General features: G+C 70.8%; 18 protein-coding genes and 1 rRNA gene. 8 read left to right on the forward strand and 11 right to left on the reverse strand.

Translation table 11 applies throughout. The features are described 5' to 3' along the window. Nucleotides 1-249 precede the first annotated feature (249 nt). A complete protein-coding gene (locus ACTWP8_RS29440; protein ID WP_443319789.1) occupies nt 250-816 on the forward strand; it encodes a DJ-1/PfpI family protein in 567 nt (188 codons plus the stop codon). 120 nt (nt 817-936) lie between these two features. Here ACTWP8_RS29440 and ACTWP8_RS29445 read toward each other — a convergent pair whose 3' ends face one another. After that, nucleotides 937-1,611, reverse strand: a complete 675-nt coding sequence (locus tag ACTWP8_RS29445) for an HAD family hydrolase (protein WP_443325127.1) — start codon at nt 1,609-1,611, stop codon at nt 937-939. A gap of 78 nt (nt 1,612-1,689) precedes the next feature. Further along, nucleotides 1,690-2,223, reverse strand: a complete 534-nt coding sequence (locus ACTWP8_RS29450; protein ID WP_443325128.1) for a DUF6912 family protein — start codon at nt 2,221-2,223, stop codon at nt 1,690-1,692. Between the two features lie 288 nt (nt 2,224-2,511). Between ACTWP8_RS29450 and ACTWP8_RS29455 the strand changes: the two genes are divergently transcribed. Beyond that, nucleotides 2,512-3,153 carry an Rv3235 family protein gene (locus tag ACTWP8_RS29455; RefSeq protein WP_443325129.1) on the forward strand — a complete coding sequence of 214 codons (642 nt, stop codon included), beginning with the start codon at nt 2,512-2,514 and terminating at the stop codon, nt 3,151-3,153. Nucleotides 3,154-3,278: 125 nt separating this feature from the next. Here the strand turns inward: ACTWP8_RS29455 and secA are convergent, their stop codons facing one another. Then, nucleotides 3,279-6,107 (reverse strand): preprotein translocase subunit SecA, encoded by a 2,829-nt coding sequence (secA, locus tag ACTWP8_RS29460; RefSeq protein WP_443325130.1) that lies wholly within the window; start codon nt 6,105-6,107, stop codon nt 3,279-3,281. Nucleotides 6,108-6,380: 273 nt separating this feature from the next. Between secA and ACTWP8_RS29465 the strand changes: the two genes are divergently transcribed. Then, nucleotides 6,381-7,547 carry a winged helix-turn-helix domain-containing protein gene (locus ACTWP8_RS29465; RefSeq protein ID WP_443325131.1) on the forward strand — a complete coding sequence of 389 codons (1,167 nt, stop codon included), beginning with the start codon at nt 6,381-6,383 and terminating at the stop codon, nt 7,545-7,547. 106 nt (nt 7,548-7,653) lie between these two features. Here ACTWP8_RS29465 and ACTWP8_RS29470 read toward each other — a convergent pair whose 3' ends face one another. The 7 genes from ACTWP8_RS29470 to mtnA all read right to left on the reverse strand — a co-directional run bounded on the left by ACTWP8_RS29470 (nt 7,654) and on the right by mtnA (nt 16,179). Further along, nucleotides 7,654-8,397 carry a response regulator gene (locus ACTWP8_RS29470; RefSeq protein ID WP_443325132.1) on the reverse strand — a complete coding sequence of 248 codons (744 nt, stop codon included), beginning with the start codon at nt 8,395-8,397 and terminating at the stop codon, nt 7,654-7,656. Nucleotides 8,398-8,665: 268 nt separating this feature from the next. Then, nucleotides 8,666-9,349, reverse strand: a complete 684-nt coding sequence (gene hpf, locus ACTWP8_RS29475) for a ribosome hibernation-promoting factor, HPF/YfiA family (protein WP_443319796.1) — start codon at nt 9,347-9,349, stop codon at nt 8,666-8,668. 331 nt (nt 9,350-9,680) lie between these two features. Beyond that, nucleotides 9,681-10,376 (reverse strand): ComF family protein, encoded by a 696-nt coding sequence (locus ACTWP8_RS29480; RefSeq protein ID WP_443325133.1) that lies wholly within the window; start codon nt 10,374-10,376, stop codon nt 9,681-9,683. Nucleotides 10,377-10,527: 151 nt separating this feature from the next. Further along, nucleotides 10,528-12,288, reverse strand: a complete 1,761-nt coding sequence (locus ACTWP8_RS29485) for an LpqB family beta-propeller domain-containing protein (RefSeq protein WP_443325134.1) — start codon at nt 12,286-12,288, stop codon at nt 10,528-10,530. A gap of 76 nt (nt 12,289-12,364) precedes the next feature. Then, complete coding sequence (mtrB, locus tag ACTWP8_RS29490) at nt 12,365-14,335, reverse strand: MtrAB system histidine kinase MtrB (protein WP_443325135.1); 1,971 nt, start codon at nt 14,333-14,335, stop codon at nt 12,365-12,367. Between the two features lies 1 nt (nt 14,336). Beyond that, entirely contained in the window at nt 14,337-15,026 is a 690-nt protein-coding gene (gene mtrA / locus ACTWP8_RS29495) for a two-component system response regulator MtrA (protein ID WP_393658426.1), read from the reverse strand. 4 nt (nt 15,027-15,030) lie between these two features. Beyond that, complete coding sequence (gene mtnA / locus ACTWP8_RS29500) at nt 15,031-16,179, reverse strand: S-methyl-5-thioribose-1-phosphate isomerase (RefSeq protein ID WP_443325136.1); 1,149 nt, start codon at nt 16,177-16,179, stop codon at nt 15,031-15,033. Nucleotides 16,180-16,364: 185 nt separating this feature from the next. On the opposite strand from mtnA, the gene ACTWP8_RS29505 reads away from it, so the two are divergent. Genes ACTWP8_RS29505 through ACTWP8_RS29525 form a run of 5 tightly spaced genes read left to right on the forward strand, consistent with a single transcriptional unit; the run spans nt 16,365 to nt 21,832 of the window. Then, nucleotides 16,365-17,576 (forward strand): DUF7544 domain-containing protein, encoded by a 1,212-nt coding sequence (locus ACTWP8_RS29505; protein WP_443325137.1) that lies wholly within the window; start codon nt 16,365-16,367, stop codon nt 17,574-17,576. Between the two features lie 4 nt (nt 17,577-17,580). Further along, nucleotides 17,581-18,273 carry a DUF4129 domain-containing protein gene (locus tag ACTWP8_RS29510; protein ID WP_443325138.1) on the forward strand — a complete coding sequence of 231 codons (693 nt, stop codon included), beginning with the start codon at nt 17,581-17,583 and terminating at the stop codon, nt 18,271-18,273. Beyond that, entirely contained in the window at nt 18,270-19,541 is a 1,272-nt protein-coding gene (locus tag ACTWP8_RS29515) for a DUF4350 domain-containing protein (RefSeq protein ID WP_443325139.1), read from the forward strand. Before ACTWP8_RS29510 ends, ACTWP8_RS29515 begins: the two co-directional genes overlap by 4 nt. Continuing rightward, nucleotides 19,538-20,503: an AAA family ATPase gene (locus ACTWP8_RS29520; RefSeq protein WP_443325140.1), complete on the forward strand. Its 966-nt coding sequence runs from the start codon at nt 19,538-19,540 to the stop codon at nt 20,501-20,503. Before ACTWP8_RS29515 ends, ACTWP8_RS29520 begins: the two co-directional genes overlap by 4 nt. An 18-nt stretch (nt 20,504-20,521) precedes the next feature. Further along, the gene (locus tag ACTWP8_RS29525; protein ID WP_443325141.1) at nt 20,522-21,832 is read left to right on the forward strand and encodes a DUF58 domain-containing protein; all 1,311 of its coding nucleotides are present in this window, start codon (nt 20,522-20,524) and stop codon (nt 21,830-21,832) included. 119 nt (nt 21,833-21,951) lie between these two features. Here ACTWP8_RS29525 and rrf read toward each other — a convergent pair. Beyond that, nucleotides 21,952-22,068 (reverse strand): 5S ribosomal RNA (gene rrf / locus ACTWP8_RS29530). Nucleotides 22,069-22,234: the final 166 nt, after the last annotated feature.

Raw genomic sequence — 22,234 nt, forward strand, 5'->3', positions numbered from 1 at the left:
CGCTGCCCCCGCCGCATGGGCCCCTCCTCCCCCGTACCAGGGGAGACGGGAATATCGCGCTGATCACGGGTTAAGGCTATCGCCCCGGCGGGGGGAGACGTCATGAGCCGTTTGTGTACAAAACCAGGGGCGGAAGTTTGACGTTCTGGACAGCGGCGCGAACGGCTCTTGGCAAAAAGCGACACGCGGTGTTTGTTGGGCGTGAGGGGTACGAATCGGATCCTGATCGGACACTGCGAGGTGGGAGCGATGGCGCCGAAGATCTTGATGGTGACCGGGGACGCCGCGGAGTCGCTGGAGGTGCTCTACCCGTACCAGCGGCTGCGCGAGGAGGGCTACGAGGTGCACATCGCGGCTCCGAGCAGGAAGAAGCTCCAGTTCGTGGTGCACGACTTCGAGGACGGCTTCGACACGTACACCGAGAAGCCCGGCTACACCTGGCCCGCCGACCTGGCCTTCGCCGACGTCGACCCTGGGCAGTACGTGGCGCTGGTGATCCCCGGCGGGCGGGCGCCGGAGTACCTGCGCAACGACCCGGAGCTGCGGAAGGTCCTCAAGGCCTTCTTCGACTCGGACAAGCCGGTCGCGCAGATCTGCCACGGGCCGCTGCTGACGGCGGCGATCGACGGGCTGAGCGGGCGGCGCGTGACCGCGTACCCGGCGCTGGAGCTGGACATGCAGGCGGCGGGCGCCTCCTTCCGGGACGCGGAGGCGGTGGTCGACGGCACGCTGGTCTCGTCCCGGGCCTGGCCCGACCACCCGGCGTGGATGCGGGAGTTCCTCACGGTCCTGCGGGACAAGGCGCCGGTGGCGTGAGCCGCGGGGATGGCCGGCCGCGCTGCCCACGGCCGGACCGCCCCATGACCTCTCGGAGCCTTGGGCGGAACCCCCCGTTTCATCCAGGAGCCCGGTTCGTCCAGCCGTACAGGTCCTCGGCTAGCCGTACAGGTCCTCGGCCGCCTCCACCGCCTCGGCGAGGCTGTCGACGACCGGGACCCCGGCCGTCTCGAGGCTGGCGCGGCTGTGCGAGCCGCCCGTGTAGAGCACGGCGCGAGCCCCCACGTGCGCTGCCGCAAGCGCGTCGTCCACCGCATCGCCGATGACGACGACACGGTCCCGCACGACGCTCCCGTCGAGCGCGGTGAGATGGCGCGCCATGTGCTCGGCCTTCCCCGTGTCCGAGCGCCCGATCCGGCCGTCCACGCGGACGAAGTGCTGCTCGATGCCGTGGGTGCGCACGATCGGCATCAGCTGATCGTGCGGGGCCAGCGAGCACAGCGACTGCGTCAGCCCGGCGGCCTGCCGGTCGGAGAGCAGCTGCCTGGCGCCATCGGTGAGAGCCGCGGTCTCCGCCCGGGACCAGTAGTGGCGGTGGAAGGTCGCGTCCATGACCTCCCACTCCTCATCGGTGGGCAGCCGCCCCAGCAGTCGCTCGTAGAAGCGGGGCACGGGTACGCAGTACAGGTCCCGGTAGCGGGCGAGGGTGATCGGCGGCAGGCCTATCTCGCGGAACGAGGCGTTCGTCGCCTCGATCACCGCATCGATGTCATGGAACAGCGTCCCGTTCCAGTCCCAGACGATGTGCGTCCCGCGTGACCCGTTCATCCCCATGAGAAGACGGTAACCGAGAGATCTGACAGACCGGCTCGTCAGCCGCTGTCGGGCCTGCTCAGCCGTTGTCGGGCCTGGTCAGCCGTTCCCACCCACGATGTTCGGAACCTCCTGCGTGGCGTACCACAGCAGCTCGTGGTCCTCCGCACCATCCACCGTGAACTGGGCGTCGTCGTCGCCGAGGTCCGCGGCGCCGAGCGCGGCCGCGGCCGCCGCCACATCCGCCTCGGCGTCATCGGCGTCGACGTGCACGGCGGCGACCTTGGCGAAGGGCACGGGCCGGGCGATCCGCACCGCGCCCAGCGACGAGGTGTCGAGGCCGCGGTCCGGGTCGGCGGCCGCGGCGCCCTCGGGGACGTCCACGGCGATGACGACCCTGCGGCGGGCTGCCTGCGGGTCGGCGGCGAGCAGCCGCAGCGAGCCCTGTGCGGCGCGGCTGAGCGCCGCGTACTCCAGCTCCTCGATGTCGTCGGAGACGTACCACTCGCGCAGTGCGGGGGTGACGGCGAAGGCGTCCAGCGGGCCGGACCCGGACCCCGTACCGGGCCCCAATTCGCCTGCCTTGTACGCCGCTGCGAGACCGGGGAGGGTCGTGGGGACGTAGACGCGCATGGCTGCAGCATACGGGCGCGGGTCCCCCTTCGGGGTGCGGGCGCCCTTGCTCAACTGCCCCCGCGGGTGCTGGGCCGTGATCCCGGTCGTCGGCCACGTCCGGCCGCACGCGGGGCCCTGACCTGCGCTCCGGCGACGTGATCACCCGGATAGGTGATCTCCGGCGGCACTCCACAGCCTGGTACGACGTCGTTGCGGCGCGGCGACCCTGCCCCGTAGAAGTCTCCGCAGCGAAGTTACCGCCTGGTACCAGAGACCGGCCGACAACCGAGATCACGGGGACAGACCATGGACCACAGCAGGAGCCGGCCCTCCGGCCGCACGACCGACCGGCGAGCAAGCGACCGGCGAGCAGGCGACCGGCGCGCCGCCGACCGGCGGGCCACCGACGAGCGCGCGGTCGGCCGCCACGGGCCGGGCCGCGGCCCGGCCGCCACGGCGGGTGCCGCACCTCCGCGGCGGCGCGATGCGCGCAGGCCCGGCGGCCCGCGCCCCAGCGGCGCAGGAGCCGCGGCAGCCGCGGGACCCGTAGGAGCCGCCGCCGCGGCAGCCCTGCGCCGACGCGAGCTGGAGCGCCATCCCCGCTACTGGTTCGCCAACCGGCTCCTGCTGATCCTCAGCGGCCAGAAGCCCGTCCACTGGATGCTCGGGCACACCCTCGGCGCCGCGTACGACCAGCTGGTCCAACTCGCCCCGCTCGCCCCGCTGCGTCCCGGGGCCACGGCGGGCGGCGGCCGTACGGCCCCGGTCGTGGCCCGCTGCGGCGAGTACCGGCCCGCGCCGGGCGTCATCGAGGCCTTCGCCCGGATCCTGTCCGGCGACCGCCTGACCGCCCTGGCCTTCCGGCTGGAGCGCTGCCGCGACGACCGCTGGCGCTGCTCAGCGGTCGAGCTGGGCGGCCTCACCCAGCGGCTGACCGGCGTCACCTAGCAGCGACCCGGGCACCGGCTCGAGCCCTCGAGGAACAGCACGGGCCGGGCCCCCGGCGGGGACCCGGCCCGTAAGGACCTTCCGTGAAGGCCTCCCGAAAAGGCCTCCAGTAAAGACCTTCTGCGTTACTTCTTGCGGCGGCGGCCGCCGGCCTTCTGAGCCTTACGGCGCTCGGCGCGCGTCATCCCGTCCGCCTCGGAGCGCGCGGGCCCGCCGTCCGTGGAGAAGTCGCCCTCCACGATGCCGCCCTCGCCGTCCACCTTGGGCGCGGAGAAGTGCAGCCGGTCGGGGCGCTGCGGGGCTTCCAGGCCCTTGGCCCGGATCTCCGTACGGCCCACGGCGGCGGCCGGGACGGCCTCCTGCGGGGCCTTCTCCAGGGTGGCCTTCTCGGCGGGCTCGGTGACCGGAACCTCCTCGACCTGCTGCTCCACCTGGACCTCCAGGTTGAACAGGTAGCCGACGGACTCCTCCTTGATGCCCTCCATCATGGCCGTGAACATGTCGAAGCCCTCGCGCTGGTACTCGACCAGCGGGTCCTTCTGGGCCATCGCGCGCAGGCCGATGCCCTCCTGGAGGTAGTCCATCTCGTAGAGGTGCTCGCGCCACTTGCGGTCCAGGACCGACAGCACCACGCGCCGCTCCAGCTCGCGCATGATCTCCGAGCCGAGCTGCTTCTCGCGCTCGTCGTACTGCTCGTGGATGTCGTCCTTGATCGACTCGGCGATGAACTCGGCGGTGATCCCGGCCCGGTCGCCGGCCGCCTCCTCCAGCTCCTCGATGGTGACCTTGCACGGGTAGAGCTGCTTGAAGGCACTCCACAGCCGGTCGAGGTCCCACTCCTCGGCGAAGCCCTCGACGGTCTCGGCCTGGATGTACGCATCGATGGTGTCGTCCATGAAGTGGCGGACCTGCTCGTGCAGGTCCTCGCCCTCGAGGACGCGGCGGCGCTCGCCGTAGATGACCTCGCGCTGCCGGTTGAGGACCTCGTCGTACTTCAGGACGTTCTTGCGGGTCTCGAAGTTCTGCTGCTCGACCTGGGACTGGGCGGAGGCGATGGCGCGGGTGACCATCTTGTTCTCGATCGGCACATCGTCCGGAACGTTGGCCATCGCCATCACGCGCTCGACCATCTGGGCCTTGAACAGGCGCATCAGGTCGTCGCCGAGCGAGAGGTAGAAGCGGGACTCGCCGGGGTCGCCCTGGCGGCCGCCACGGCCGCGCAGCTGGTTGTCGATCCGGCGCGACTCGTGCCGCTCGGTGCCCAGCACGTACAGCCCGCCGAGCTCCTTGACCTCCTCGAACTCGGCCTTGACCGCGAGCTCTGCCTTCTCGAGGGCTCCAGGCAGCGACGCGGCCCACTCCTCGGCGTGCTCCACCGGATCGAGGCCGCGCCGCCGCAGCTCGGCCTCGGCCAGGTCGTCGGGGTTGCCGCCGAGCTTGATGTCCGTACCGCGGCCGGCCATGTTCGTTGCGACCGTGACGGAGCCCTTACGGCCCGCCTGGGCGACGATCTGCGCCTCACGGTCGTGCTGCTTGGCGTTGAGGACCTCGTGCCTGATGCCGCGCTTGGTGAGCTGCTGCGAGAGGTATTCGGACTTCTCGACGGAGGTGGTGCCGACGAGAACCGGCTGGCCCTTCCTGTTCTTCTCGGCGATGTCCTCGACGACCGCGTCGAACTTCGCCGGTTCGGTGCGGTAGATCAGGTCGGACTGGTCGAGGCGGGCCACCGGGCGGTGGGTCGGGATCGGGACGACGCCCAGCTTGTAGATCTGGTGGAACTCGGCGGCCTCGGTCATGGCCGTACCGGTCATGCCGCAGAGCTTGTCGTAGAGGCGGAAGAAGTTCTGCAGGGTGATCGTGGCGAGCGTCTGGTTCTCGTCCTTGATCTCCACGCCCTCCTTCGCCTCGATGGCCTGGTGCATGCCCTCGTTGTAGCGGCGGCCGGCGAGGATACGGCCGGTGTGCTCGTCGACGATCATGACTTCGCCGTCCATGACGACGTAGTCCTTGTCGCGCTTGAAGAGCTCCTTGGCCTTGATGGCGTTGTTGAGGTAGCCGACGAGCGGGGTGTTCACCGACTCGTAGAGGTTGTCGATGCCCAGCCAGTCCTCGACCTTGGTGACGCCGGACTCATGGATCGCTACGGTCCGCTTCTTCTCGTCGACCTCGTAGTCGCCGGTCTCGTCCTGGCCCTTCTGCGGGTTGGCCGGCTCGCCCTTGGTCAGGCGGGTGACCAGCTTGGCGAAGTCGCCGTACCACTTCGTGGCCTGGTCGGCAGGGCCGGAGATGATCAGCGGCGTACGGGCCTCGTCGATGAGGATCGAGTCGACCTCGTCGACGATCGCGAAGTTGTGACCGCGCTGCACCAGCTCGTCCTTCGACCACGCCATGTTGTCGCGGAGGTAGTCGAAGCCGAACTCGTTGTTCGTGCCGTACGTGATGTCGCAGGCGTACTGCTCGCGGCGCTGGGCCGGGGTCATGTTGGCGAGGATGCAGCCGACCGAGAGGCCGAGGAACTTGTGCACCCGGCCCATCCACTCGGAGTCGCGCTCGGCGAGGTAGTCGTTCACCGTGATCAGGTGGACGCCCTTGCCGGACAGCGCATTGAGGTAGGCGGGCAGCGTGCCGACGAGGGTCTTGCCCTCACCAGTGCGCATCTCGGCGACGTATCCGAGGTGGAGCGCCGCGCCGCCCATCAGCTGGACGTCGTAGTGGCGCTGGCCGAGCACGCGCTTGGCGGCCTCTCGGACGGTGGCGAAGGCCTCGGGGAGCAGGTCGTCCAGGCTCTCACCGTCGGCGTACCGCTCCTTGTACTCGTCGGTGAGCGCCCGCAGCTCGGCGTCGGAGAGGTTGACGAAGTCCTCTTCGATGGAGTTGACCTGGCCCGCGATGCGGTGCAGCTTGCGCAGGATCTTGCCTTCGCCTGCACGCATGAGCTTGTTGAAGACGGACACGTAGGTTGGTCTCCTTGCCGGTCGGGCCTGGCACGGTCAGAGTGCGCGGGCACGGCGGGACCAGCCCCCGCCGCAACGGCCATCGTAAGTCAGGACCCGGGCGCACCGGGAGGTCCGTCAGTACGTAGGGCCGTGTCACCCTCCGGAACAACGGACGAGCCGCACGGATCGTGCCCGGCGGACGCTGACCGGGCGCGTTCTGGGCAGGGGCTTCGCCGGGAGGCCGCCGGCGCCCGGGCCGGGTTGTCAGTGCCCGGGTCTAGGGTGCGGCTCATGACCACGATGCCACTCTCAGTGACGGAACTGTCCGCGGACGAGGCCCGGCGGACAGCCCTCCGTGCCCAGGGGCTGCTGGGCACACCGGACCGGCGCGCGGGGGCGCGGGGCGTGCTGCGGCACCTGGGCGCGGTGCAGCTGGACACGATCTCGGTGCTGGCGCGGTCACACGAGCTGGTGCCGTACGCGCGGCTCGGCGCGGTGGGCCGCCCGGCAGTCGAGTCGGCGTACTGGACCGGGACGCACGCTTTCGAGTACTGGTCACACGCGGCATGCATCCTGCCGATCGAGGAATGGCCGCATTTCGCCTTCCGCCGCAGGGCCTACCGGGCCCGCCCGCACTGGAACCACGACCTGCCGGACGGCGCGTACCGCACGGTGCTCAAGCAGCTGCGGGACGAGGGCCCGCTGACCGCCACGGAGCTGGGCGGCGCCAAGAACGGCGGCCCGTGGTGGGACTGGTCGGAGGCGAAGGTCGCGGTCGAGCGGGCCCTGATGTACGGGGAAGTGGTGTGCACCGAGCGGCGCGGCTGGAAGCGGGTGTACGACCTCGCCGAGCGCGCCGTGCCCGATGCGCTGCTGCACGACGATCTGGACGACACCGAGTGCGTCCGGCGGCTCGTGCGCCTGGCCGGGCAGTCGCTGGGGGTCGGCACGCGGGCGGACATAGCGGACTACCACCGGCTCAAGGGCGAGCAGGTCGACGCGGTGATCGCGGACTCGGGTCTGGTGCCGGTCGAGGTCGCGGGCTGGGGGAAGCCCGCCTGGGCCGACCCGGAGGCGCTGGCCTCGGAGCCGCGCGGGCGGCACCGTACGACGCTGCTGTCCCCGTTCGACTCACTGATCTGGGACCGGCCGCGTACGGAGCGGATCTTCGGCTTCACGCACCGGCTCGAGGCGTACGTGCCGAAGCCGAAGCGGATACACGGCTACTTCGCGATGCCGCTGCTGGCGGGCGGCAGGTTGATGGGCCGGGTCGACCCGGGGAGGGAGGGGAAGACGCTGGTGGCGCGGCAGGTGTCGCTGGAGGGGCGCAAGGCGGTGCGGCCCATGGCGCAGGCACTGCTCGAGGCGGCCGGGTGGGTGGGCTGCGATGCGGTGCGCGTGGAGCGGGTCATGCAGCCGGAGCTCACGGCGCAGCTGGTGGCGGCGCTGTCCGACTGAAGCCGGGCCGACTGGAGCGGTGACCGGCTGAAGCTCTGGCCGATGGGAACCCGGGCCCACTGGTGCCTGGTCGGCTGGAGCCGGGCGCCCCGGGCCCCTGGTCCGGCTACCTGATCTCGAGGATCTTCTCGCGCATCGCGTAGACCACGGCCTCCATCCGGGAGTGCAGCTGCAGCTTCTCCAGGATGTTGCGGACGTGGTTCTTGACCGTGTTCTCGCTGATGAACAACTCCTTGGCGATGTCCCGGTTGTTCATGCCCGTGGCGACGAGTTTGAGGACCTCGAGCTCGCGGTCGGTGAGCCGGGGCGCGGGCACCAGGCGCCGTTCGTCGGTGCGCTGGATCATCGACTTGAACTCGGTGAGGAGCTTGGACGCCATCGAGGGGCTGATCTGGGACTGCCCGTCGGCAACCGCGCGGATGGCGGTGGCCACCTCGTCGGTGGAGATCTCCTTGAGGAGGTAGCCGGTGGCCCCGGCCTTGATCGCGTCGTAGAGGTCGGCCTCCTCATCACTGATCGTCAGCATGATGATCTTCGCGCTCGGGGCCACCTCCTTGATGGAGGTGCAGGCCTCGATCCCGCCGCGCTTGGGCATCCGGACATCCATCAGCACGATGTCGGGCAGCAGGTCGGCGGCCTTGTCCACCGCCTCCGCGCCGTCCCCGGCCTCGCCGATGACCTGGATGTCCTCCTCCTGAGCGAGGACTATCTCGAGCCCGCGGCGAAAGAGCGCATGGTCGTCCACCACGAGGACCCGGATCGGCTCCTTCCGTGGCTGGGCCGTGTCCGTACCGGGCGCGTCAACGCCCTCGTCGTCCCCGTCGGCTCCGGGCCCGAAGCTGTCCGCCATCGTTCCTCCCCCTGAAGGCCATGGCCCAAGGTTTTCGTGCCGGGCCAACCGGTCTCCACAGAGCGCGGGTTGGCTGCCCGCCATGATTTCATGCCCGGGCGGCGGCGCGTTGCGCTCGTGCTCGCACAATGGTGCCCCCGGGAGCGCGAACGCGCTCCCGGGGGCGTTGAATTCGGCCGCTGTTCAGCGATTTTCCGTCGACTTTCCGCCGACTCCCGGCCAACGTTCGGTGAGCCTCGTGGGCCTCGTTGGCCTCGCGGGCGTTCCGTCAGCCGCCGAGGGCCCCGCCCGCGCCGTGCGGCGCCTCCTCCACCATCGGGTCGGATTCCAGGTGGATCACGCCGTAGTCGTAGGCGTGACGGCGGTAGACAACGCTCGGATGCTTGGTCTCGGAGTCGATGAACAGGTAAAAGTCGTGTCCGACCAGCTCCATCTCGTAGAGAGCCTGGTCGAGGGTCATCGGGGCGGCGGCGTGGGTCTTCTCCCGAACCACCAGCGGGCCTTCGCCCTGGACCTCGAGCGAGCCCATCCTCTTGGTGGGCACGCCCTCCTCGGCACGCTCGGCGACGGATTCGCCGTTGAGGCGTGCGGCGAGCGGAGCGGTGGCAGCTGCGACGCTTGTCGGCGTCCGGCTACCGCCCCGGTGCACCCGGCGCTTGTCGGCCTGCTTGCGCAACTGTGCTTCGAGCCTTGCTGTGGCCGCGTCGAGTGCGGCGTATGGGTCTGCGGCCGCGGCTTCCGCCCTGATCACAGGTCCGCGAGAGCGGAGCGTGATCTCCACTCGGTCGCAGCGGTCGGCCTGACGGGGATTGTGTTCCTTGGACACCTCGACGTCGAGGCGGATCACCTTCGCGTCGAGCTTCTGGATCTTCTCCAGCTTCAGCTTCTCGGCCACGTGCTTGCGAAAGCGCTCGGGCACCTCGGTCTTGCGGCCCTTGACGACGATGTCCACGCAGAACTCCGTTCCGGATCGCTCCGCTGCGGCGCGGAGCGCATCCCACTTGCCTGGGCCGACGGGTCGCCTCCGCTACGGGTGAGGGCCCGCCGACACTGCGTCTGCTGCACCGCCACGCGCACCCGGGAGTCGTACCGGAGCCGCGGCGCTGCGGCTTTCACCTCCTCCTCCCCAGTCGACAAGATCGCCACCCCATCGACTTCAGAGACACCAAAAGTCCCGAAGCGCGCTTCTCCGACATTCATGGCATAGAGTTCGCCACTTCCTCACAACCGAACATAGCTCGACCGGACAGGTGTCGGCACCCCCTACCGGCACGTACCTCGGATCAGAAGGCCGTCGCGGCGACCACCGCCGCAGCGGCAACCCGGCCGCCCGCCGCACCCACTGCCCTGGCCCCTTCCACCAGGGAGGCCCCGGTCGTCATGAGATCGTCCACCAGCACGACAGGAGCGGTCCGCAGCAGCCCGGCGCCACCCCTCGGGACCGCCAGGGCGCCCCTGAGGTTCCCGAGCCGCTGCCGGGCGGTCAGCCCCGACTGGTCGGCCACCGCCCGCCGCTGCCGCAGCACCGCAAGGACCCGCACCGGCCGGCCCTCATGCCGCAGCCCGGCAGCGGCCGCGCAGGCGATCCGCCGCGTTGGATCGTGCCCCCGCGCCGCCACGGCCCGCCGGGACGACGGAACCGGGACCAGCAGCAGCGGCCCGCCCCGCCCGCCGCAAGCCGCCCGTATCGCCCCGGCCAGGGCCTCGCCAAGCGGGCGGGCCAGCCCCAGGGCGCCCCGCTCCTTGTGGGCGAGCAGCACGGCCCGCACCTCGTCCCCGTACGGCGCGGCCGCGTGCACCGGCGGGAGTCCGGACGGCGCCGGGCTCGGCCGGACCCGGCGCGCCGCCTTCCCCGCCAGCGCCGCACGGCACCGGTCGCACAGCACGGTGTGCGGATGCCCGCAACCCGCGCAGCCGACCGGCAGCACCAATCCCGCGATCTCCTGCCACGACTTCTGCATCCTCTGCATCCCCCGCATGACGGCCACTGTGCCGTGCGGCGGTGCACCTCGCCAGGCCTGTGGATAACTGCCCGGCCGTGGTGACCGTGGTCGCCGTGGTGGGGGGCCGGGCAGCGGACCGGCGTCGTCAGCCCGGGTAGACGGCGGCCGGGCAGCGGACCGGCGGTCGTCAGCCCGGGTAGACGGGCGCCTTGCCCTTCTCCGTCACCAGCTTCCAGTTCGCGTCGACCGGAAGCCGCACGATCCCGTCGTCGGAGTGGGCGATCAGCGGTTTACTCTCGTCCTCCGAGGCCGCCACCGCCTCCACCCCGCTGATGCCCGGAAGCGTCGGCGTGTTCGACGACGAGCCGTCCGTCTCCACGTACTGCAGCTGCTGCACCCCGCCGGGCTCCCGGCCCACGACCACCAGTCGGCTGGTGCCCGCCCAGGACGCCGACTCCACGTGCTCGAGCTGCGGCGCCACCGAGAGCAGATCGCTCACCGAGAGCGGCGGCTCCCCCGCCCCCGCGTCCGTACGCTCCACGCGCCCCAGCTCGAGCGACGTGCGGCCGTCCCGCGTGATCAGCAGCGCGATCCGCACGCCGTCGGAGGAGACGCGCAGGCCCTCGATCCGCCCGCCGCCGAGCGACGGCACCTCGACCTCCTGCGCCTCGTCCGTGCCCGCGGCCAGCCGCAGCAGCCGTGGCCGCTCGGGGTCCCTGTCGGCGATCCACAGGTTGCCGTTCCCGTCCCAGCTTGGGGCGGAGAGCGCGTCCTTCTCGCTCTTCGCACGCGAGCGCAGCTTCACGCCACCCCGCTCCGCGCCGGAGCTCATCGGCGCCACGTACAACGACCGGCCGTCCAGCGAGACCCCGGCCGCCAGACGCTCGCTTCGGTCGACGCCGACCGACCCCAGCTGCACCGTGCCGTCCCCGAACGGTCCCTCCACCCGGCTCGGCTCGTCGCTGGCGTCGGACAGGCTGGCCAGCCGGTGCTCCCCGTCGACGAAGTACTGGCGCTCGGCGTGCTTCCTCAGGCCGGCCGGCGCGTAGGCCGCCGCCTCTCCAGGGTTCAGCACACACAGCTCGGAGCCGTCCTTTCCCGCCAGCTCCACCCTGCTGATCTTGGCCGAAGCCTGGTCCTGCACCGTGTACAGCAGCTGGGCTGCCATCCGGGTGCACTGCGACTGCCCGACGTGCAACGCCCTGGAGCTCAGCCGTACCCGCAACGCGTTAGAGTCGTCGAGGGAGAGGGAGGAGTCCACCAGTCTCGTGCTGCTCGGGAACTTCGTGTCGACCACGTTCTCCAGCCAGCTGGTGGGCCCCTCGAGCAGCGCCTTCACGGTCGAGGTGAGCGGATCTATCCGGCGGCGCAGATAGACAGGATCCGCGACCAGGACGTCCTTCTGGGAGCCGGAGGCCCTGTCGTCCCGGTCGGTCGCCGCGAAGTAGTACTTGTTGACCGAGCGGTAGATGCGATCGAAGTCGGACTTGCCGAGCACCAGGCCCGTCGGGGGCGCGTCGATGCGCCACTCACCGCCCACCCTCGTCAGGTGGATCGTCGTGCGGTACGTGCCCTCGGCCGGCTTGTACGCCTGCTTCCGGTCGACCGTCGCGATCTGCTTGCCGCTGAGCTCGGCGACGGCGGTCTTCTCCTCCGGGTCCCGGATCGGGCTGTCCATGCTGGGATTCGGCCCGTCCTCGAGCACCGTGGTCTGCGAGAACGGCTGCCAGTTCTTCGACGCCGCCCGGGTGAGATAGAGGCGCGCGGTCTTGTAGTCCGCCTCGTCGCTGGTGACCGCCTCGAGGAAGCCGCGCACGATGTCGTTCGGCCCCTCGCCGGCCCGCGGCGGCACCCCGAACACCCGCACCTGCGCGTCGGCGTCGGTGCGCTGCGAGGCGTCCACCCGGTGCACCTCACCGCTGTCCGGCATCGAGGCGCAGCCCGTCACCAGCAGCGCTCCTGAGCCGAGCAGCGCGCAGCCCCGCAGTGGGCTCCGTCGGCTCCATCGACGCCCGTTGTGCCGCTCAGAGCCCACGCGGCCCGCCCTCCCGCTCCGGTTCCCGTTCGTCCACTGGTGCCGTCGGCGGCGCCGTCGGTGGGGCCGTCGGCTCCGCCCGCGGCGCGGTGCGCGGCTGCGGCGGTATGGCGCCGAGGCCCGGACGGCCGTGCGGCAGACCCGCGTCGTTCAGCCCCCGGTTCCGTCGCGAGTCCTCGGGCTCGAGCGGAATCGGCGAGCCGCGCAGGGTCTCCCCCGCCGTGCGCGGCAGCGTCAGGCGGAATTGCGAGCCGCCGCCCGGCTCGCCCCACGCCTGCAGCCAGCCGCCGTGCAGACGCGCGTCCTCGACCGCGATCGACAGGCCGAGTCCCGTGCCGCCCGTGGTACGCGCGCGTGCCGGGTCCGCCCGCCAGAAGCGGTTGAACACCCGGGTCGCCTCGCCCGGCTTCAGCCCCACGCCGTAGTCCCGCACCGCGACCGCAACGGCGCCGCCCGCCGCCGCGAGCCGCACCACCAGATCCCGGCCCTCGCCGTGCTCCACGGCGTTGACCACCAGATTGCGCAGCACCCGCTCGACCCGCCGGGCATCCGCCTCGACGATCACCGGCTGCTCGTCCCCGCGCACCAGAACGCGGGTGCCCTTGCGCTCGGCGAGCGGCTCCGCACCCTCGATCACCCGGTGGACGATGTCCCGGAGATCCACCGGGGCCGCCTCCAGGGCCGCCGCTCCCGCGTCGAACCTGCTGATCTCCAGCAGGTCCGACAGCAGCGACTCGAACCGGTCGAGCTGGCCGCGCAGCAGCTCCGCCGACCGTGCCGTCGCCGGATCGAAGTCCTGCCGTGCCTCATGGATGACATCGGCCGCCATCCGTACGGTCGTCAGCGGGGTGCGCAGCTCGTGTGAAACGTCGGAGACGAAGCGCCGCTGCATCCGCGACAGCTCCTCCAGCTGCTGGATCTTGACCTGGAGGTTCTGCGCCATCTTGTTGAAGGCCTCACCGAGCCGCGCGATGTCGTCCTCGCCGGTGACCTTCATCCGTTCCTGCAGCCGGCCCGCCGCCAGCCGCTCGGAGATCCCGGCCGCCATCCGTACAGGCGTGACGACCTGCCGCACCACGAGCCAGGCGATGGCGCCCAGCAGCACCACCACGAAGACCCCGGCCGTCGCGAGCGTGCCCTTGACCAGGCTCAGCGACTTCTCCTCCTGGGTGAACGGGAAGAGGTAGTAGAGCTGGTACGCGTGACCGTTGACGTCGTTGAGCTGCTTGCCGATGGCCAGCCCGGGCTCCCCGGAGTCGCCTGACCCGCGGAAGATCCTCGTGTGCTGCTCATGCGTCCCCCGCTCGTCGTCGAGGGCCTGCCGCAGCTCACTCGGGACGCTCCGCTCGGGGTCCACGAAGCCGGAGGCCCTCGGCGCGCGCGTGCCCCGGCTGTCGTTCACCAGCGGCTGCTCGGTGTCGGAGCTGAGCGCCACCACGGAATAGACGCCCTGCCCGCCACTGGCCAGCTGCTCCACCAGCTCGGTCAGCCACTCGCTGGAGTTCTGCGGACCGCGCGCACCGACCTGCACGTCCTGGCCGCGGGCATCGGAGTCGGCCTTCTCACTGGCCACGGTGAAGCCGCCCACGGCCTGGCTCTGGGCCGCGCTCTGCTTGGCGTCCTGCAGGCCGTTGCGCACCTGGCCGATGACGACCACGCCGAGCAGCAGCACGACGCCCAGCGACATCAGCAGCGTCGTGGCGACCACCCGCAGCTGGATGTTGCGCCGCCACAGCCGCACGCCGGGCAGCAGCGGCCTGCGGACCCAGCGCATCAGAAGCCGCAGCACGGGGTGGACGGGGCCGCCCGGGGCCCCGTCCTGCAGGAGATTCCCGCCCTGCCAGAAGCGTTCGTACAACGAGATCTTGCCCACCGGGTCGACGGGCCGCCCCGAACGCACGCCCCCCGGGGGCCCGGCCCCCAGAGCTTCGGCCTCCGGAGAAGCACCGTTCCCGGACATGTCAGCTCGGCCCGGCCTTGTAGCCCACGCCACGCACGGTCACGACGATCTCCGGCCGCTCCGGATCCTTCTCGACCTTCGAGCGCAGCCGCTGCACGTGCACATTCACCAGCCGCGTGTCGGCCGCGTGCCGGTAGCCCCACACCTGTTCCAGGAGCACCTCACGTGTGAAGACCTGCCACGGCTTGCGGGCGAGCGCGACCAGCAGGTCGAACTCCAGCGGGGTCAGCGCGATCGACTGACCGTCCCGCTTCACCGAATGGCCCGCCACGTCGATCACCAGATCGCCGATCGCGAGCTGTTCCGGCGCGGGCTCCTCGGACCGCCGCAGCCGCGCACGGATCCGGGCGACCAGCTCCTTCGGCTTGAACGGCTTGACGATGTAATCGTCCGCACCGGACTCGAGCCCTACCACCACATCGACCGTGTCGCTCTTCGCGGTCAGCATGACGATGGGCACCCCGGACTCAGCCCGGATGAGCCGGCAAACCTCGATGCCGTCCCGGCCGGGCAGCATCAGATCGAGTAGCACCAGATCCGGCTTGACCTCGCGGAAGGCGGCAAGAGCCTTGTCGCCGTCCGACACGAACGACGGTTCAAAACCTTCCCCGCGCAGCACGATGCCGAGCATCTCCGCCAGTGCGGTGTCGTCGTCGACGACTAGGACGCGTCCCTTCATAATCGACATCATCCCATTAGCTAATCGTTACCTGGCGTGACCTGGCACACAGCTCGGCGAGCCCTGCGCCCGTGACCGGCGAAAGCACCCCCGACTCGGTGACGAGCGCCGTCACCAGGTCCGGCGGCGTGACGTCGAATGCGGGGTTGTACGCCTGCGTCCCCAAGGGCGCCACAGGCATCCCGGCGCCCGGCTCGGCCCCCGCCACCGGGACGGACGGAGCCACGAACTCGGTCACCTCATGCCCCGGCCGCTGCTCCACCTCTATGGACGCCCCGTCCGGAGTCTCCAGGTCCACGGTCGTGGTCGGGGCGACGACGATGAACGGCACATGGTGATAGCGCGCGAGCACCGCGAGCGGATAGCTGCCCACCTTGTTCGCCACCGATCCGTCCGCGGCGATCCGGTCCGCACCGATCAGCACGGCGTCCACCTCACCCGCAGCGAAGACCGAGCCCGCCGCATTGTCGGTGAGCAGCGTATACGCCATGCCGCTGCGCGCTGCCTCGTACGCGGTAAGCCGGGCGCCCTGCAGCAATGGCCGCGTCTCGCCGACCCACAGCCGCCGGAGCTCACCGGCCCGGTGCGCCGCCCGCGCCACAGCGAGGGCCGTGCCGTCGCCGCCCGAGACCAGGGTGCCGGTGTTGCAATGAGTGAGAATCCGGTGACCGCCGCCCGGCAGCAGCTCGCCGAGGAGCGCGAAACCGTGCTCCGCCATCCGGGCGCTCGCCTCAGACTCCTCCTGGTGAAGCGCCCGTGCCTCGGCGAGCGCAGCCGCGGCCGCCTGCTTCTGGTCCGCACCCTCCTTGACCGCATCGCTGTACGCACCCGCCGCCCTGCGCACCCCGTAGCCGAGATTGACGGCGGTGGGCCGCGCGTGCGCCAGCAGCTCAGCGGACTCGTCCACGTCGTAACCCCGCGCGGCGGCGAGCGCGACCCCGTACGCCCCGGCAATCCCCAGCAGCGGAGCCCCCCGGACGGCGAGGGTCCGGATGGCCTGCACCAGTGCCGGTACGTCGGTGCAGACCAGCTCCACCTCCTCTGCCGGGAGCCGGGTCTGGTCGAGGAGCACCAGCACGGGCCCCTCCGGCGGTTCGTCCCAGCGCAGCGAGGGAACAGCGGGTGGCCCTCCGGCCACCGGAGGTACCGCGTCCTGATCAGCCATTCGCCCAGTCTGCACGGTCCGGCACGGGTATTTGAAGGTGTGGCGAGGGTGGAGGGCCAGGTACGAACGCCGACGGGCCGTGGCACGATGGCAGCCAACCGGCCGTTGCTGTGCTTTCCCAGGGGCTGTTCCCCTGCCACCGGAGCCCAGTCGACACCGCCGACGGGCACCGTGAAGGAGCGATGATGAACGACTCTCCGGGCTGGGCTTCGCCCGGATCCTCCCCCTCCGACGAGCCGGGCCGGAACAGCCCCGGCCCTACCCCGCCCCCGGGCCAGGGTCCGGGCGGAGGTCCCGCCTGGGGCGGCCAAGGCGGCTGGGGCGGGCAGGGCGGCTGGGGCGGGCAGGGCGGCTGGGGTTCCGGCTGGGCCCAGCCTCCGGCTGCGGCCAAGCCCGGCATCATTCCGCTGCGCCCGCTCGGCGTGGGGGAGATCCTGGACGGCGCGGTGTCCGCCATGCGCGCCCACTGGCGCACCGTCCTCGGCATCACCCTCGCCGTCGCCGTCCTCACCCAGACCGCCGCGACTCTCGCGACAGGGCTCTGGTTCCGCGACTCGACCAGCCTCGACGGCCTCGAGAACAACCCGGACCCGACGGTCGACGAGACCCTGGACGCCTTCGGCGGCACCATGGCCAACGTCGGCGTGACCTGGCTCATCAGCATGCTCGGCACGATCATCGCCACCGCCATGCTGACGATCGTGGTCAGCCGTGCCGTGCTCGGGCGCTCCGTGTCCACCGCCGAGGCCTGGAGCGGCTCCCGTCCTCAACTGCCGCGGCTCTTCGGCCTCCTGTTCCTGATCCCCGTGCTCATACTGGGCGCGACCGCCGTCGGAATGGCTCCGGGCATCATCCTTTCCAGCACCGGCAGCCCCGACGGGGGAACCGCGCTCGCGCTCCTCGGCGGCCTCGCCGGGCTGACCGTCGCCATCTGGCTGTGGATCCGCTACAGCCTCGCAGCACCCGCCCTGATGCTCGAGAAGCAAGGGGTGATCGCCTCCTTGCGCCGCTCCGCGAAACTCGTACGGGGCGCCTGGTGGCGGGTGTTCGGCGTCCAGCTCCTCACGGTGGTCCTGATCTTCGTGGTCTCGGCCGTCATCGAAATCCCCACCAGCATCATCGCCATGGTCGTCGGCGGCGAAGGCGCACTGGACTGGCTGTCGGGGGAGGCAGTCACCACGACCTGGTCCTTCCTGGTCGTCGCCGGCATCGGCGCGGTGATCAGCTCGACGATCACCCTCCCGATCAGCGCCGGTGTCACCGCACTGCTGTACATGGACCAGCGCATCCGCCGCGAGGCCCTGGACCTGGAGCTCGCCCGCGCCGCGGGAGTTGCCGGATACGGTTCCCAGCAGCCGGGCAGCGAGCAGCCTCACGACGCGGCACCGGGGAGCTGATGCGGTGATCGCCACGGGGGGCACGGCCGCGGTGGTCCAGTTCCTGGCGCGTGCCGACGACGAGGTACCGGTGACGATCCCACGCGTCCCCGCCCGCGACGCAGCGGAGCGTGAACTCTCCAAACCGATGTACCGGGAGCACGAACCGGGGCTCTTCCAGCGCGCACTCGACTGGTTCTGGGAGCGGATCGACGACCTCCTCGGCGCCGCATCAGGGGTCACTCCCGGCGGCACGCTCGGCCTCGTCGTCATCGTCATCGCGGTCGTGCTGCTCGTGGTCGCCCTGCGCCTCAGGCTCGGTGCCCTGCGCCGCACGCCCGCGACGGGCGGCGGTCTCTTCGACGACGGCCCGCGCAGCGCCGCCGAACACCGCGCCGCAGCCGAACGCCACGCCGCCGACCAACGCTGGGACCAGGCCGTCCAGGAGCGCATGCGCGCCGTCGTCCGCTCCCTAGAGGAGCGCGCCTTGCTCGAACCGCGCCCCGGCCGCACCGCCGACGAAGCAGCCACCGAGGCCGGCCGCTCCCTGCCCGACCACGCCGACCCCCTGCAGGCCGCGGCCCGCGCCTTCGACGACGTCACGTACGGCGGGCGCCATGCCACGCCCGATGCGTACGCCCAACTGCGCGACCTCGACGCCGATCTGCAGCGCAGCAAACCGCGGTTCGACACGGCTTCCGCCGGAGGCGCCGGATGACCGCGGCCGTTACCGCCCCCACGTCGACCTCCGCCACGTCGACCTCCCCCACGGCCCGTCAGCTGTGGCCCCGCTCCCGCGGACTGCTGCTGGCGCTCGTCGTCCTTGTCATCGCGGGCGTCGTCCTCGCCGCCCTGCGCTCCGGCGAGCAGCGCGGCCGTCTCGACCCCCGCTCCGCGGACCGCCTCGGCAGCCGTGCCGTCGCCGAACTCCTCGCCGACCGCGGCGTCACCACCGAAGTCGTGACCACGACCGACGCTGCCGTGGCCGCAGCGGGACCGCGCACGACGGTGCTCGTCTCTGATCCCGACCGCCTCAACCCCGGCCAGCAGCGCAGGCTGCATGGCGCACTCGAGAAGTCCGGCGGTCGCACGGTACTCGTCGCCGCCGGCGAACCCTCGATCGACACCCTCGCGCCCGGTGTCGGGATCGCCGCGGCCACCAAGGTGAGCACCCGCCCGCCGGGCTGCTCCCTGCCCGCTGCCGAGCGCGCCGACGACGCCGAACTCGGCGGTATCCGTTACGAGTCCTCCGACCGGGGCGCCCACGCCTGCTACCTCAGTGGCGGACTTCCGACGCTGCTCCGCCAGCCCGGCGCGAACGGCGGAGACGCGGTGCTGCTCGGCTCCCCCGACATCCTCTTCAACGACCGCCTGGCCGAGCAGGGCAATGCCTCCCTCGCCCTCCAACTCCTCGGCTCCCACCCGCATCTCGTCTGGTACCTCCCCTCCCTCTCCGACGCGGCCGCCACCGACGGCACCGACCGCAGTTTCTTCGACCTCATCCCTGCGGGCTGGGGCTGGGCCCTGCTCCAACTCGCCCTCGCCGCAGCACTCGCAGCCCTCTGGCGCGCCCGCAGGCTCGGCCCGCTCGTTCCCGAGCAGCTGCCCGTCGCCATCCGGGCATCGGAAGCGACCGAGGGCCGCGCCCGCCTGTACCGGCAGGCAAATGCCCGCGACCGCGCAGCCGATGCTCTACGCTCCTCCACTCGCGCCCGGCTCGCACCGCTCGTGGGCGTACCCGCCTCGCTGGCCCACAGCCCCCAGGAACTTTGCCCGGCGGTCGCCGGTCATCTGCCGCCCCCAGCACCGGACATCCGGCTCCTGCTCTTCGGCCCCGCACCTGCCGACGACCCCGCTCTCGTCCGGCTCGCCGACGATCTCGACGACCTGGAGCACCGCATCAGCTCCAGCACAGCCACACCTACTGACGTCACGTCAGCCCAGCACTCCGCATCACCCTCGATCGAAAGGGACCGCACTCCGTGAGCGCCCCGACTCCCGACAGCGCCCGCGCCTCCCTCGAGGCACTGAGAACTGAAATCGCCAAGGCCGTGGTCGGCCAGGACCCCGCCGTCACCGGGCTGGTCGTCGCGCTTCTGTGCCGCGGTCACGTCCTCCTGGAGGGCGTACCGGGAGTCGCCAAGACACTGCTCGTACGCGCCCTGGCCGCGTCACTCCAACTCGACACCAAGCGCGTCCAGTTCACCCCTGACCTGATGCCCAGCGACGTCACCGGCTCGCTCATCTACGATGCGCGCACGGCCGAGTTCTCCTTCCAGCCCGGCCCGGTCTTCACCAACTTGCTGCTTGCCGACGAGATCAACCGGACACCGCCCAAAACTCAGGCATCCCTGCTCGAAGCCATGGAGGAACGCCAGGTCTCGGTCGATGGCAGGCCGCGCCCGCTGCCCGACCCCTTCCTCGTCGCCGCGACGCAGAACCCGGTCGAGTACGAAGGCACGTACCCCCTCCCCGAAGCCCAACTCGACCGATTTCTCCTGAAGCTGACGGTCCCACTGCCGTCCCGCCAGGATGAGATCGATGTCCTCACGCGCCATGCTGAGGGCTTCAACCCCCGTGACCTCGAAGCGGCCGGAATCCACCCTGTGGCAGGCCCCGAGGACCTGGCGGCCGCCCGGGCCGCCGTGGCCAAGACCGCGGTCTCCCTCGAGATCACCGGCTACGTCGTCGATATCTGCCGTGCCACGCGCGAATCCCCCTCGCTCTCTCTGGGCGCGTCCCCCCGCGGGGCCACCGCCCTTCTTGCCACCGCACGCGCCTGGGCCTGGCTAACCGGCCGCGACTACGTCATTCCTGACGATGTGAAGGCACTTGCCCTGCCCACCCTCCGCCATCGCATCCAGCTCCGCCCGGAAGCCGAGATGGAAGGCGTCACCGCCGATTCCGTCATCACGTCAGTCCTCGCCAACGTTCCCGTACCCCGCTGAGCCGACGGGAACGGATCCTTGGCCCTCACCGGACGCACCGCCCTGATCGCCGCACTCGGCGCGCTCCTCACCGGTCTGCTGCTCCCAAACTGGACCGGCATCCTCGCTGTCAACATCCCTCTTGCACTCGCAATTCTGTGCGACCTCGCACTCGCCGCGCCAGTGCGCAAGCTCCGTTTCACTCGATCTGGTGACACATCAGTTCGACTCGGCGAGCAAGCGCATGTGAATCTCACAGCCGATAACGCCTCAAACCGACCCTTGCGGGCCGATCTCCGCGATGCCTGGCCTCCCAGCAGCTGGCCGACCGGGACCGGCCCCGCGGCCTCGCGCCACCAACTGGGCATTCCGTCAGGCGAGCGCCGCCGCCTCATCACCACCTTGCGACCAACGCGCCGCGGAGACCGCCGGTCAGAACGCATCACCGTCCGCTCGTACGGACCCTTCGGCCTGGCAGCCCGGCAAGGGCACCACCAAGTGCCCTGGACCGTACGCGTCCTCCCCCCGTTCACCAGCCGCAAGCACCTCCCGGCGAAGCTCGCGCGCCTCCGTGAACTCGACGGCCGCACCAGTGTTCTGACCCGCGGTGAGGGCACGGAGTTCGACAGCCTCCGCGAATACATCCCGGGCGACGACACTCGGTCCATCGACTGGCGCGCCACCGCCCGGCAGTCCACCGTCGCCGTACGCACATGGCGCCCCGAGCGCGACCGCCGCATTCTTCTGGTCCTCGACACAGGCCGCACCTCAGCGGGGCGGGTGGGCGACGCGCCTCGCCTCGATGCCGCCATGGACGCCGCACTGCTGCTCGCCGCACTCGCCACCCGCGCCGGCGACCGCGTCGATCTGCTCGCCTACGACCGGCGGGTTCGGGCCTCGGTTCAGGGACGCGCAGCGGGTGACCTCCTCCCCGCCTTGGTCAATGCCCTGGCGACGCTCGAACCAGAGCTCGTAGAAACGGACGCCCGCGGCCTCGCGGCCACAGCCCTCCGTACCGCCCCGAGACGATCCCTGGTCGTCCTGCTCACCGGCCTCGACGCCGCGGCCGTCGAAGAAGGCCTGCTGCCCATTCTCCCCAGGCTCACGCACCGGCATACGGTCCTGCTGGCCTCTGTGGCCGACCCGCGCATCCAAGAGATGGCGGAGTCGCGCGGGTCGCTTGAAGGTGTGTACGAAGCAGCAGCGGGAGCCCAGGCTCAGTCCGAACGGCGCCGCACAGCCGACCGGCTACGGCGGCACGGGGTCACCGTCGTGGACACCACTCCCAGTGAGCTCGCCCCTGCACTCGCCGACGCCTACTTGGCGCTCAAGGCCTCTGGTCGCCTCTGAGCGGTTATCTCTGTCTTCGTCTCCGTTGTCGACTAATGCCACCGTGGCCATTGCCGCTGGACGCAGAAAAGCCGTGGTTCCCGGATCGAATACGATCCGGGAACCACGGCTCAATGTTTGTTCGGCGGCGTCCTACTCTCCCACAGGGTCCCCCCTGCAGTACCATCGGCGCTGAAAGGCTTAGCTTCCGGGTTCGAAATGTAACCGGGCGTTTCCCTAACGCAATGACCACCGAAACACTACGAAACACAACCGCCGGAGCCCCACAAAAAAACGGGGGCCGGGGTCGTTGCTTCAGAACCAACACAGTGAACGCGAGCATCTGAGGACAAGCCCTCGGCCTATTAGTACCAGTCAACTCCACCCGTTACCAGGCTTCCATATCTGGCCTATCAACCCAGT

It is taken from the genome of Streptomyces sp. 7N604, from assembly GCF_052245475.1.
Classification (GTDB): domain Bacteria; phylum Actinomycetota; class Actinomycetes; order Streptomycetales; family Streptomycetaceae; genus Streptomyces.

What these genes read in the sequence shown, in the direction of transcription:
- ACTWP8_RS29440 (WP_443319789.1), top strand. Translation starts at nt 250, where the DNA reads ATGGCGCCGAAGATCTTGATGGTGACCGGGGACGCCGCGGAGTCGCTG.
- ACTWP8_RS29515 (WP_443325139.1), top strand. Translation starts at nt 18,270, where the DNA reads ATGACCGCGGCCGTTACCGCCCCCACGTCGACCTCCGCCACGTCGACC.
- ACTWP8_RS29505 (WP_443325137.1), top strand. Translation starts at nt 16,365, where the DNA reads ATGAACGACTCTCCGGGCTGGGCTTCGCCCGGATCCTCCCCCTCCGAC.
- ACTWP8_RS29470 (WP_443325132.1), bottom strand. Translation starts at nt 8,397, where the DNA reads ATGGCGGACAGCTTCGGGCCCGGAGCCGACGGGGACGACGAGGGCGTT.
- ACTWP8_RS29480 (WP_443325133.1), bottom strand. Translation starts at nt 10,376, where the DNA reads ATGCGGGGGATGCAGAGGATGCAGAAGTCGTGGCAGGAGATCGCGGGA.
- ACTWP8_RS29450 (WP_443325128.1), bottom strand. Translation starts at nt 2,223, where the DNA reads ATGCGCGTCTACGTCCCCACGACCCTCCCCGGTCTCGCAGCGGCGTAC.
- ACTWP8_RS29455 (WP_443325129.1), top strand. Translation starts at nt 2,512, where the DNA reads ATGGACCACAGCAGGAGCCGGCCCTCCGGCCGCACGACCGACCGGCGA.
- ACTWP8_RS29465 (WP_443325131.1), top strand. Translation starts at nt 6,381, where the DNA reads ATGACCACGATGCCACTCTCAGTGACGGAACTGTCCGCGGACGAGGCC.
- mtrB (WP_443325135.1), bottom strand. Translation starts at nt 14,335, where the DNA reads ATGTCCGGGAACGGTGCTTCTCCGGAGGCCGAAGCTCTGGGGGCCGGG.
- mtrA (WP_393658426.1), bottom strand. Translation starts at nt 15,026, where the DNA reads ATGATGTCGATTATGAAGGGACGCGTCCTAGTCGTCGACGACGACACC.
- ACTWP8_RS29445 (WP_443325127.1), bottom strand. Translation starts at nt 1,611, where the DNA reads ATGGGGATGAACGGGTCACGCGGGACGCACATCGTCTGGGACTGGAAC.
- mtnA (WP_443325136.1), bottom strand. Translation starts at nt 16,179, where the DNA reads ATGGCTGATCAGGACGCGGTACCTCCGGTGGCCGGAGGGCCACCCGCT.